This is a genomic window from Neobacillus solisequens (assembly GCF_051233465.1).
Taxonomy (GTDB): domain Bacteria; phylum Bacillota; class Bacilli; order Bacillales; family Cytobacillaceae; genus Neobacillus.
In genome coordinates this window covers 209,419-220,742 of record NZ_JBKFGJ010000002.1, presented here as the reverse complement: position 1 = coordinate 220,742, position 11,324 = coordinate 209,419, and the positions used below count along the sequence as shown (strand labels likewise).

Annotated in this window: 11 protein-coding genes; 6 read left to right on the top strand and 5 right to left on the bottom strand. The window is 36.2% G+C overall.

All coding sequences use genetic code 11. From position 1 onward, the window contains the following. The first annotated feature begins 189 nt into the window (after positions 1–189). Positions 190–282, top strand: coding sequence for a YjcZ family sporulation protein (locus tag ACI3K6_RS01615; protein ID WP_335475854.1), 93 nt, complete (start codon positions 190–192; stop codon positions 280–282). Between the two features lie 89 nt (positions 283–371). Here the strand turns inward: ACI3K6_RS01615 and ltaS are convergent, their stop codons facing one another. Further along, positions 372–2,330 carry a lipoteichoic acid synthase gene (ltaS, locus tag ACI3K6_RS01610; RefSeq protein WP_335475856.1) on the bottom strand — a complete coding sequence of 653 codons (1,959 nt, stop codon included), beginning with the start codon at positions 2,328–2,330 and terminating at the stop codon, positions 372–374. A 469-nt stretch (positions 2,331–2,799) separates the two neighbouring features. Between ltaS and ACI3K6_RS01605 the strand changes: the two genes are divergently transcribed. After that, the gene (locus ACI3K6_RS01605) at positions 2,800–2,988 is read left to right on the top strand and encodes a hypothetical protein (RefSeq protein WP_435553422.1); all 189 of its coding nucleotides are present in this window, start codon (positions 2,800–2,802) and stop codon (positions 2,986–2,988) included. Positions 2,989–3,097: 109 nt separating this feature from the next. Then, positions 3,098–3,277 (top strand): H-type small acid-soluble spore protein, encoded by a 180-nt coding sequence (locus tag ACI3K6_RS01600; protein ID WP_335475860.1) that lies wholly within the window; start codon positions 3,098–3,100, stop codon positions 3,275–3,277. A gap of 45 nt (positions 3,278–3,322) precedes the next feature. Here ACI3K6_RS01600 and ACI3K6_RS01595 read toward each other — a convergent pair whose 3' ends face one another. The 4 genes from ACI3K6_RS01595 to ACI3K6_RS01580 all read right to left on the bottom strand — a co-directional run bounded on the left by ACI3K6_RS01595 (position 3,323) and on the right by ACI3K6_RS01580 (position 6,794). After that, positions 3,323–3,472 carry a hypothetical protein gene (locus tag ACI3K6_RS01595; RefSeq protein ID WP_435553421.1) on the bottom strand — a complete coding sequence of 50 codons (150 nt, stop codon included), beginning with the start codon at positions 3,470–3,472 and terminating at the stop codon, positions 3,323–3,325. A gap of 122 nt (positions 3,473–3,594) precedes the next feature. Beyond that, positions 3,595–4,743 (bottom strand): acyl-CoA dehydrogenase family protein, encoded by a 1,149-nt coding sequence (locus ACI3K6_RS01590; protein ID WP_435553419.1) that lies wholly within the window; start codon positions 4,741–4,743, stop codon positions 3,595–3,597. A gap of 25 nt (positions 4,744–4,768) precedes the next feature. Further along, positions 4,769–5,431: a potassium channel family protein gene (locus ACI3K6_RS01585; RefSeq protein WP_435553418.1), complete on the bottom strand. Its 663-nt coding sequence runs from the start codon at positions 5,429–5,431 to the stop codon at positions 4,769–4,771. 25 nt (positions 5,432–5,456) lie between these two features. Beyond that, positions 5,457–6,794 carry a TrkH family potassium uptake protein gene (locus ACI3K6_RS01580; protein WP_435553417.1) on the bottom strand — a complete coding sequence of 446 codons (1,338 nt, stop codon included), beginning with the start codon at positions 6,792–6,794 and terminating at the stop codon, positions 5,457–5,459. A 341-nt stretch (positions 6,795–7,135) separates the two neighbouring features. Here ACI3K6_RS01580 and ACI3K6_RS01575 point away from each other — a divergent pair, with 341 nt between their 5' ends. The 3 genes from ACI3K6_RS01575 to ACI3K6_RS01565 all read left to right on the top strand — a co-directional run bounded on the left by ACI3K6_RS01575 (position 7,136) and on the right by ACI3K6_RS01565 (position 11,155). Continuing rightward, entirely contained in the window at positions 7,136–8,629 is a 1,494-nt protein-coding gene (locus tag ACI3K6_RS01575; protein ID WP_435553416.1) for a nitrate/nitrite transporter, read from the top strand. Positions 8,630–8,848: 219 nt separating this feature from the next. Next, positions 8,849–10,150, top strand: coding sequence for a NarK family nitrate/nitrite MFS transporter (locus ACI3K6_RS01570; protein WP_335475871.1), 1,302 nt, complete (start codon positions 8,849–8,851; stop codon positions 10,148–10,150). A gap of 153 nt (positions 10,151–10,303) precedes the next feature. Beyond that, positions 10,304–11,155, top strand: coding sequence for a 3D domain-containing protein (locus ACI3K6_RS01565; RefSeq protein WP_435553415.1), 852 nt, complete (start codon positions 10,304–10,306; stop codon positions 11,153–11,155). Positions 11,156–11,324 lie beyond the last annotated feature (169 nt).

The following is an 11,324-nucleotide window of genomic DNA, read 5'->3' as shown; positions in this document are numbered from 1 at the left end:
ATTATGAAGGATTTTCCAATAATTCAATTTTACACCTAGTGTAATATTACACTTTTATATATGATTTTTCAACATTTTTAAGGAAACTTATTTGTGGACTGCCCTTTTTAAGCCACATTAGGCATTTACTCAAACTAAAGGACATGCTCTAACATAATGTAATGTAGTAATTGTAAGGAGGTGGGAAGAATGACTGGAGCAAACAACAGCTTTGCATTAATTGTTGTGCTGTTCATTTTGTTGATTATTATTGGTGCTTCTTTTATGGGAGGATACTATTAATTTAGTATTTTTTAGTAGATTCAGCAGTAAGGACACAAATAATAGCACATTATGAAGATGAAAAAAGCTGTGCATTTGCACAGCTTTTTTTAATGATCAGATGATGTTTTCGTTGCTTTACTATTTTTTGGCCCTAAATACTGATAATCATTTGGATTAATTGAAGTATAACCTTGTGGCTTATAGAAACGTAATAGATCTTTATAGACAATTTCATCTGACATTTGTAATTCGGTACTGATTTTATCGGAAATTTCTTTACATGCATCTGCCTGTTCTGTTAATTCACCAGTCTCGGCAGAATAACATTTATCTTTAATTTGAATTTTGTCAGATGAGGCAAAATCGCCATTTCTAAATAATGCCCAATTACGGTGTTGTGGTGATAATAAATCTGAACCAAATTCCATATAGTCCTTTGTGTCAATTCCCAATAAATGTAGAAGAGTTGGACGAACGTCTACTTCTCCACCCACTTGGGATTGTACCCCGCCTTTAACTCCAGGTACATGAATGAATAAAGGAACTCGTTGTAGTTTTGCATTGATAACTGGCGTAACCTCATCCACACCTAATACTTTCGCCATAGCATCATTGTGGTTTTCGGAGATACCATAATGGTCACCATACATCACGATCACCGTATGATCATATAAACCTGATGCCTTTAAATCATTAAAGAACTGTTCCAAAGCTTGATCCATGTAATGAGCAGATTGGAAGTACTGGTTAACAACCGTATCACCATAATCCCCAGCAGGGAAATCAGTATCTTCTGGATCCATGGCAAATGGGAAATGGTTTGATAATGTAATAAACTTTGTATAGAAAGGTTGTTTCATGCTAGTCAATAATGGCATAGATTCTTTAAAGAATGGCTTATCTTTCATACCGTAGTTCTTTGTATTTTCATCTGACATGCTGTAATATTCTGCATCATAAAACTGATCATAACCCAATGCTTTATACATTACATTTCGGTTCCAGAATGTCTTATAGTTTCCATGGAACACTGCTGAATTATACCCGTAGCCTTTTAAAATTGCAGGGGCTGCTTGGTAAGTATTCTGACCTTTGTTCACAAAAACTGCGCCTTGTGCCATTGGATATAATGAGTTTTCCATTAAAAATTCTGCATCGGAAGTTTTCCCTTGTCCTGTTTGATGGTAAAAGTTATTAAAATAGAATGTATTGCCATCATGTGCTAATGAATTTAGAAATGGAGTAACTTCTTGGCCGTCTGGCATTTTGTAATCAATCATAAATGATTGGAAAGATTCCATTGAGACGTAAATCACATTCATACCTTTTGCTTTACCAAAGTATTCAGGATTCGGAGCAGCATAGTTTGCTTTTCTATAGTTCTCTACATCAGTAATATCACTTGAATCAGCTAATGCACGTTGACTGGATGATTTTATATTTTGAATGACATCATAAATGGTAAAGTTATAGGCACCTAGGTATTTCACAAGGTAGTTTCTATCAAAAGAACGGGTTAAAAGCTGCGGACGATCCTTTTCAGCCAAACCTAAGTTAAAAAGAAATGTTGTAATAGCCATTAAAAGAACAATCTTATATGATTTTCTGTTCGTTACCGTTACTTTCTTAAATACAGTTAATGCAAGTGCAATTAATACAAAAAAGTCCGTAAAGTAAAAAATATCAAGTGGAGACATTAATGAAAGTGCGCTATCTCCCAGCTGCCCCGCATTTGTTTTCGTCTGCATTAATACCGGAACTGTAATGAAATCATTAAAAAACCGATAATAAGCAATATTAGCATACAATAAGAAGGATAAAATAAAGTTGGTAATAATCATTACCAGTTTTGAACGCTTTTTAAAAAGAAGAGCTAATCCAAAAAAGAATAATGCTGAGCTTATTGGATTTATTAATAATAAAAATTTCTGCAGATTGTTATCTATACCTAGATTAAATTCAATTTGATATGCCGCGTACGTTTTGACCCAGAACAGTACTACAGCAATTGCAAAAAACGTCATGTGATTATTGTTTAGTTTTTTAGGAAGTCTAATTTTCTTCATTGCCTATTTCTCCTCTCACTTACCAAATTAAGCTTCGGTAAACGAACCTCAATTACTATATCACACTTTTTATAAAAAGAAAAACATAAATTATCCCATTTTTTGTGTTATAGGACTTTGTCTTTTTTCTGCTTTTTTCGACAAACTTCACCTTGTTCCATTCCCCATTTTTCTCTTAAAACATCTCTTAATTAATATGCCCCGTTCACTTTGGACATGTCTTTTTCAGTCTCAATTATATAAGACGTTTTTGATTTCCATTTAGTTTCATTTTTTTTGCTTCCATGATCTCAAGAAGAAATTACTTTTACCAAGCAAGAAATTGTTTTTTTCATTTCCCACTATCATATACACGAATAATGGGATATTCAATCGGCTTTTAGTCTTATCTTTAGATGAAATATTTTCATAAAATAAGGAACATACTAATAAGGAACAAGTCTACATAACAAATAAGGAGAATTTTCTAATGCCAAGAATTAGGCCGGAATTTACTAAAAGCCCCTATTTTGTGGATGAACCAGGAAACTGGCATCTTAAGCCAGGTGCTCCAAAAGAACTACATGATGAGCTTAATAAGTATTTAGAAAGCTTAGAGAATCTTGATGAATCGGGTACTATTGAGGGCGTTAAAATTGATTACCCGTATGATCGTTAAACTGACTTTCTGCTATTATTATATAGAAGAAAACGATTACAAGTTGTACGCGTATGATTGCAAGAAAGATAACAAAAACTAACATGAAAATTTGATGGAGGTGTTGGTTGTGAATGTAAATCGTGTAAAACAAATTTTATCTTCTTCAGCTGATATTGAGGTTAAATATAATGGTGCCTCTGTGTGGATTGATCAATTAAATGAAGACGGAAGAACAGCAACTGTTCATTTAAGGGGTCCTCTTGAAGAACGAACTACTGTGGAAATAAACGAATTGGTTGAAGAATAAAACAAAATTTAGAAAGGCAGGAATCTCCTGCCTTAAATTACGTCTTTATTTTCCTCTTTGGATTTTACCAGCCTGCGGCTGTTCTTTTGATACGATGCTTCCTAACACTTCTCGATCATAATTCCCGGCATCCTTACCTGCGCCAGGGGAAATATGTGACATCGGCAGTTGTTCTAATTCTTTTCCTCTTGGCAAATTCCTCACTCCTTTCTTTTAAAATAACCAAAAACATAAATATTAATCGACAATTTTTGAAGGTAGATTGCTCCTTTTTTCATAATAAAAAACCAGCCAAAAATTTTTCGACTGGTTGCATTTTACTGATTATTTATACTAATAGTTGCCAAAGATTTTAATGTCATGTCATCCATTGGCGGGTTATGTAAACCAGCTCTCACATCCCTGTAATAGCGTTGCAGGGGATTTTTTAATGAAAGACTTTGGGCTCCCACAATTCTCATTGCCAAATCTACGATCTTTATAGCATTGTTGGTTACCGTTAGTTTTGCAGCACCCAGCGCCGGTCCCAGTTTTAATTTTTCCTGATCGTTTGAAAAATCCCACTGTTTGGCAACCCCGTAAAGAAAATATTCACATTGCATTAATAATAACTCTATTTCCCCCAATCTATTCTGAACATTAGGCAGTTCAATGATTGGCCCAGTAATACTGTTTGGAGAATAGCTACTTGCAAACTCTATTGCATATTTTTTTGCCGATTTCGCAATCCCTAGATAACAGGCAGGTATATGCAACAGCCAGCCATTCGTTTTTTTATCATGATCATTTAGCTTCTCAACTAAATACTGATTAGGTACTTGAACATTTTTTAAAATTAAATCGTGACTACCGGTTCCTCGCATGGCAATGCTATCCCACGTCTCCTCAATCTCTACTCCTTGGGTTGTCCGAGGGATTAGAAAATTAACGACCTCATTTGATTCATGAATAGTCGCACTTACAATAAATAAATCAAGCATGGGTGACATCGTTGTATAAGTTTTACGGCCATTGATGATCCATTCATCACCGATTTTTTTTGCAGTTGTTTCTGGTCTTCCTCCACGGGTAGGGCTACCTGTCTTCGGTTCTGTTTGTGCACTATTCAGTAAGTGACCGGATAGTACTTTTTCGCATAATTCCGCAAAGACTGTTTCGTTCCAAAGCTCTTTTTCACTTAAGTTAAAAACAATTCCCATATGCCATCCAATTGATAACGATGTAGCTCCATCCCCTTCAGCCATTTTTTCTTGAAGTCGAACAAGTTCATAAAGTGAAATGCCCTTACCGCCAAATTTGGTCGGTACGGTTAGAGCTGTATATCTTGTCTTCTTTAAATCCTGAATATTTTCATATGGAAAACTACCATCTAGATCTACCTGATGAGCTCTTTGGGAAAATTGTTTAGACAGTTCTTCCATTAATACAAGTCTTTCTTCAATTGAACTTGTCTCATAAAAATTCACGCTTCTTCTCCCCCTTATATTTTATCTATACTTTAGAATCCAGGTTAGCAAAACTCTCCAAGTTTTTATTATCACCTATCACAACAAGGACATCGCCTATTTCAATTATCTTATCCGGTGAAGGGGAAATATCAATCTCGTGCTTATGTCGAATGGCGATAACACTTAAATTAAATTTTGCTCTTAAATCAAGTTCCCTTAATGTATTATTTGTCATCTGATCGGGTATTCTGACTTCTTCCACACTATAATCCTTGGAAAGTTCAATGAAATTCAACACATTGGGCGATAAAAGCTGGTGAGCGACTCTTATTCCCATATCACGTTCAGGAAATACTACCCAATCAGCACCAACCTTTTTCAAGACTTGTCCATGCAATTTATTTAAAGCTTTGGCTATTACTTTTTTTACACCAAGCTCTTTTAATAATAAAGTACTTAAGATGCTAGCTTGTATGTCATTTCCAATTGCAACGATAACCGTATCAAAATTTCGAATGCCAATTGATTTTAACGCTTCCTGATCTGTTGAATCAGCAATGACAGAATGTGTCACAAACGGATGGGATTCGTCCACTCGTTCTTCATTAATATCTACCCCAAGCACTTCTTGACCTGATTCGAATAATTTATTAGCAATGCTTAATCCAAATCTGCCTAATCCAATTACTGCATATTGATTAGCCAATCCAAAAACCTCCTTAGAAGTCATACTACCCAATCATGATCTTTCCTTTTGGATAACGGAAAGCATCCGGGTTTCTTCGTATGGTGACAGCATAAGCAATGGTTAGCGGGCCTACCCTTCCTGCAAACATGGTAAATATAATTAATGTTTTCCCAAATGGGGACAAATCAGGGGTCAGCCCCATCGATAAACCAACTGTTGCAAATGCGGATGTTGCTTCAAAGATAATCATTAAAAAATCTTTGCCATGCTCCGTTATTGTTAAAATCAGAGATACAAAAATGACAAGAAATAGTCCACTAAAGGTTACAGTTAAGGCCTTATAAATCGTTTCATAAACAATCCTTTGCCGATAAAAAATAACATCTTCTTTCCCACGAATTTGGGACCAAACAGCTCCAATTAAAGTGGTAAATGTCGTTGTTTTAATCCCACCACCTGTGGAACCCGGCGATGCCCCAATGAACATGAGGATTATTAATAATAATAGTGAGGATTGAGTCATGTCGCCAATACTGATAGTATTTGCCCCGGCAGTACGCGCTGTCACAGACTGAAAAAGTGAACCAAGAATTTTTCCTGTCATCGATAAAGGTTTAAGCGTTTTTACATTATTGTAATCTAAAAAGAAAATACCAATTGTCCCAAAGACAACTAAAAATATACTTGTCATAATGACAATCTTTGTATGAAGGGACAAACGTTTTGAGCGTCGATACTCATAAAGTTCGTTCATGACAATGAAGCCGATTCCTCCAAGAGTAATTAACGCACAAATTGTTAAAGTTACGGTCGGATCATCCACATAACCTGTTAAGCTATGAAATTCTCCCATTAAATCGAAGCCAGCATTATTAAAGTTAGAAATAGAATGGAATATTCCATAATAAATTGCCTTTCCGAGCGACATATCAAATGAAAAACGAATCGTTAAAAAAAAGGCTCCGACCATTTCAATGACTGCAGTAAATATCAAAATCCTTTTGGCTAAACGAACAACACCTTCCATTGAAAGATTATTTAACGATTCTTGTAGAAGGATCCGTTCTTTAAGCGAAATCCGTTTACCCAATAGAAAGGCGAAAAGAGTGGCAAAGGTCATAAATCCTAAGCCGCCAATTTGGATTAAAAATAAAATAACCAATTGACCAAACATGGTAAAGGTGGTTCCTGTATCGACCACCACTAGTCCTGTTACACAGGTAGCAGAAGTGGCTGTAAATAACGCATTTAAAAAATGCAAGCCTTGCCCATCCTTTGTTGAAACTGGGAGTGTTAATAATAAAGCCCCGATGAAAATGATTACTGCAAATCCAATCACAAGAATTTTAGGTGGATCAAGTAATGGTTTTTTCCTTTGCATAATTTCCTTCCTATCCCTTTTAAATTTGTTGATATTTTTCTATTTGTACAGACCTGTTTATACTACTTTTCCCCAACAGTTCACAAATATTTTTTTAAATCCTTACTTTATATATTCTTCCTCTTAAGCTAAATTGGAATATATGAACTTCACAGGAAAAATATACTACCAGAAATAAATTCTGTAAATCATTAATAATTGTGCCGTACCTCACTGTGTAATAACAGGGGTTCTTTTATAATACTATAAGGGAAATTTTTCATGCGTTTTCATATCGTATATTTTATACTAATTTAATATAATTTTGGAATAATAAGTAAACGGGAATAAGGGGGATTATCATGAATAGAGGAACAAAACAACTTCTGGTCCAAACAAGCAGCCTAGTAGCTGGTTTTATGGTCTGGGTACTTATTTCATCACTTATGCCATTCATTAAATCAGATATTTCATTAACTTCTACCCAAATCTCTTGGGCCACCGCTGTACCAGTTATCCTTGGGTCACTTTTAAGGGTCCCAATCGGCTATTGGACGAATCGTTTTGGAGCAAGACTTTTATTTTCAATCAGCTTTTTAGTTCTTTTAGCGCCAATCGCGATTATTAGCTATGCAAATTCCTTACTTGTCCTAATTTTAGGAGGATTTTTACTGGGTATTGGAGGTGCCGTATTTTCTATTGGTGTCACCTCTCTACCGAAGTACTATCCAAAATCAAAACACGGTTTTATTAATGGTATTTATGGTGCAGGAAATATCGGAACAGCCATTACTTCTTTTCTTGCCCCTGTTCTTGCTGACCAATTTGGTTGGAGATCAACAGTCAAAATTTATTTAATTATTGTTTTATTTTTTGCTGTCTTAAATTTCCTTTTTGGGGATCGTAAAGAACAAAAAGCACACATTCCATTATCAAAGCAAATTAACGAAGTATATAAAAATCCTAAACTTTGGTGTTTAAGCTTGTTTTATTTTATTACATTTGGTTCTTTTGTGGCATTTACTATTTATTTACCGTCATTCTTGGTTAATCATTTTGAATTAACCAAAGTGGATGCTGGACTAAGAACAGCAGGTTTTATTGCCTTGGCCACCATTTTCAGACCGATTGGCGGTTGGCTGGGGGATAAAGTAAATCCATTTATCATTTTAATGGCAGTCTTTTTTAGTTTGACATTTGCCGGATTTTTACTTTCTTTCACTCCATCATTGCCTATTTATTCCTTTGGCTGTTTGTTAGTAGCTTTCTTTGCCGGAATCGGAAATGGTGCAATCTTTAAACTAGTCCCTTTATTTTTCTCAAAACAGGCAGGAATTGTAAACGGAATTGTTTCAGCTATGGGTGGTTTAGGTGGTTTTTTTCCACCGATTATTCTGACGATCTTATTTAATTGGACTGGGCATTATGCGATTGGATTTATGTCCCTTTCCGAATTTTCCTTAGCGAGTTTGGTTATCGTAGTATGGCTATTTTATCAAGATAAATTGGATATCTCCGCTAAAATTGTCAACCATGCAGTAGATGGTATTTGTCTTACAGACGTGAATGGAATTATCCAAAAAGTAAATCCTGCCTTTACAAGAATCACCGGATATTCTCAAGAAGAAGTCGTCGGGAAAACACCAAGTGTGCTGCAATCTGGAGAACATGGAAATGATTTTTATAGAGATATGTGGGAGCAATTAAAAACAGATGGCTTTTGGGAAGGCTTCATTTGGAATAAGCGGAAAAACGATGAAATCTACAAGGAGTGGTTGACCATAACAGCTATTAAGGATGATTCAGGCGATACCAAAAATTATGTTGGTATGTTTAAAGAAGAAACAGAAAAATAGTAATTCTAACTAGGGACCCTTTTCACGTAATAGGGTCTTTTTTTTGTGAAAAAGGACTTTTTGACAACTTTTTGTCATCCTCCCCGTGTTCACAATTCCTTCACCACTTTTGTGACGTACGTCACAAAATTAAGGTTGGCATGTGATTTATATTAACAATGTAAACATTAACTACTTCAGAAATGAAAAATAAGGATAAAGGATTAGGGGGAATAAATAATGGCCCGAATTACTTATTGGAATCCAGAGGATGAAAAGTTCTGGAATGCCGAAGGAAAAAAACATGCAAGAAGAAACTTATGGATCTCAGTACCATCACTTATGCTAGCATTTATTGTCTGGCAGATCTGGTCAGTTGTTGCTATCAGACTTAATGATGTTGGCTTCCACTTTTCAGAAGAACAATTATTTACTCTATCAGCTATACCAGGTTTAGTCGGTGCAACACTACGATTTGTCTATACTTTTGCTGTCGGCTCATTTGGCGGAAAAAACTGGACTGTCATTTCAACAGCATTACTTGCTATTCCAGCGATAGGCATTGGTTTTGCCGTACAAAATCCTGACACATCTTACACAACGATGCTTTTACTTGCTGCACTTTGTGGATTAGGCGGAGGCAGCTTCTCTTCTTCAAGTGCAAATATCAGCTTCCTATTTCCTAAAAAAGAAAAAGGTACTGCTCTAGGAATCAACGGCGGACTTGGAAACATGGGTGTATCTGTTGTTCAATTCGTAACACCACTAGTTATTACATCTGGAACATTTGCTTTAGTTGGTGACAAACAAGTTCTGGCAAACGGTCAAGCTCTTTGGTTACAAAACGCTGCATTCGTTTGGGTAATTCCAATCATCATTATGACTTTACTTGCTCTATTTAAAATGGATAATGTCCCTGGAGCAAAACAATCAGTTGCAGAGCAATTTGTGATTGTGAAACGTAAACACACTTGGATCATGACGATTCTTTATATCGGAACATTCGGATCTTTCATTGGTTATTCAGCAGCATTCCCGTTATTATTGAAATCTCAATTCCCTGAACATATTTCTCTTGCCTTCCTTGGTGCATTAGTTGCAGCAGCTGCAAGACCTGTCGGTGGATGGATTGCAGATAAATTGGGTGGAGCAAAAGTTACTGCAGTCGTATTTGTAGTCATGACAATTGGAGCACTAGGCGTAATCTTCTTCCTAAATGCTCATCAATTTAATGGTTTCTTAGCAGCATTCTTAGTACTATTCTTAGCAGCTGGTATTGGTTCAGGGTCAACATTCCAAATGATTCCGAACATCTTTATTCCTAAAGAAGCAGCTCCAGTTATTGGGTTCTCTGCAGCATTTGCTGCCTACGGTTCATTCTTAATTCCAAAATTATTTGGTTGGTCCGTAAAAGCTACTGGTACTCCAGTTACAGCATTCTACTTCTTTATTGGATTCTATGTCATCTCATTTGCTTTAAACTATTACTTCTATCAAAGAAAAACTACAGCTGCAAAAACAGCAATCAAACATGCCGGGTAATCCCCGGCATGTTTTTTTATTGAACGACTAGAAATATTATCGTAATATAACCGCCATTCTTGTAAATAAATTAACATCTCCCTGTTCTTTTTCTGAGGAAATACCATGTTATCATGGTTACAGTTAGCAGCAAAAGAAATGGGAGGTATGTACATGATAAAAAAAATATATTCTATGATAACAGTTGCTGTACTCTCAGTATCTCTTGGTGCTAAGGTGCAGGCTGAAGAGATTCCTTTAAAAAGCGTTGTTCAACAAGATCACCATGCCAAACAGAGTTTAAAAAAATGGCAGGATTTATCCCTTACTTTCACAATGGCAGATCCTATAAAAATGTCTTTATATACCCAAAGCAATGCGACAAATCAAACTACATTTTGGGCTATTGCAGATCATATTCATGATTTAGCTGAGCAAGAAAATATCATAAAAGTATCACCGGAATATCCGGTTACGGTTGCCGCTGAGCCTACGCAAGTCACTACTCCGGAAGTAGTTGCACAACGAATTCAGCAAAGAGATGTTGCTAAAGAGGTAGAATCTGTATCTGTACCCCCGGTTACTAGTGTACCAGTTAAAACAGAACCCGCTCCATCGAATGTTGAGCAACCTGTGGAAGTAACTGATGATAAACCCGCAGAGGCACAGACTGAAAAACCAGTTGAGGCAGATAAACCTATATCCACTGAAGAAGCAACAGCTGTACAACAGGCTACACAAGAAATCACCGTAAAGGCTACTGCTTATACTGCTTCTTGCGAAGGGTGCTCAGGAGTCACAGCTACTGGTGTTGATATTAAGGAAAATCCAGAAGCCAAAGTTATTGCCGTAGATCCAAAGGTGATTCCACTTGGTAGTACGGTATATGTAGAAGGATATGGCCAAGCCATTGCTGCTGACACTGGCGGTGCCATTAAAGGAAATCGCATTGATGTTTTTATCCCATCCGAAGAAGATGCAATGGAATGGGGGAAAAAGGAAGTTACTGTTAAAATTATTCATTAAAGCTGCCAGTTTTGGCAGCTTTTTTTTGGTGCCACGTGGCCATCGGTTCTAGGTGTTCATAGGGACCGTTTCGATGAAAATAGATAGGAAGTGAGATTTATAAAAGGTTCATAACAACTGTTTCATTCCATAATCATTCGGCGCTGGCACTATGATGGTCTCATAACGA

What these genes read in the sequence shown, in the direction of transcription:
- ACI3K6_RS01615 (WP_335475854.1), top strand. Translation starts at nt 190, where the DNA reads ATGACTGGAGCAAACAACAGCTTTGCATTAATTGTTGTGCTGTTCATT.
- ltaS (WP_335475856.1), bottom strand. Translation starts at nt 2,330, where the DNA reads ATGAAGAAAATTAGACTTCCTAAAAAACTAAACAATAATCACATGACG.
- ACI3K6_RS01605 (WP_435553422.1), top strand. Translation starts at nt 2,800, where the DNA reads ATGCCAAGAATTAGGCCGGAATTTACTAAAAGCCCCTATTTTGTGGAT.
- ACI3K6_RS01580 (WP_435553417.1), bottom strand. Translation starts at nt 6,794, where the DNA reads ATGCAAAGGAAAAAACCATTACTTGATCCACCTAAAATTCTTGTGATT.
- ACI3K6_RS01575 (WP_435553416.1), top strand. Translation starts at nt 7,136, where the DNA reads ATGAATAGAGGAACAAAACAACTTCTGGTCCAAACAAGCAGCCTAGTA.
- ACI3K6_RS01570 (WP_335475871.1), top strand. Translation starts at nt 8,849, where the DNA reads ATGGCCCGAATTACTTATTGGAATCCAGAGGATGAAAAGTTCTGGAAT.
- ACI3K6_RS01565 (WP_435553415.1), top strand. Translation starts at nt 10,304, where the DNA reads ATGATAAAAAAAATATATTCTATGATAACAGTTGCTGTACTCTCAGTA.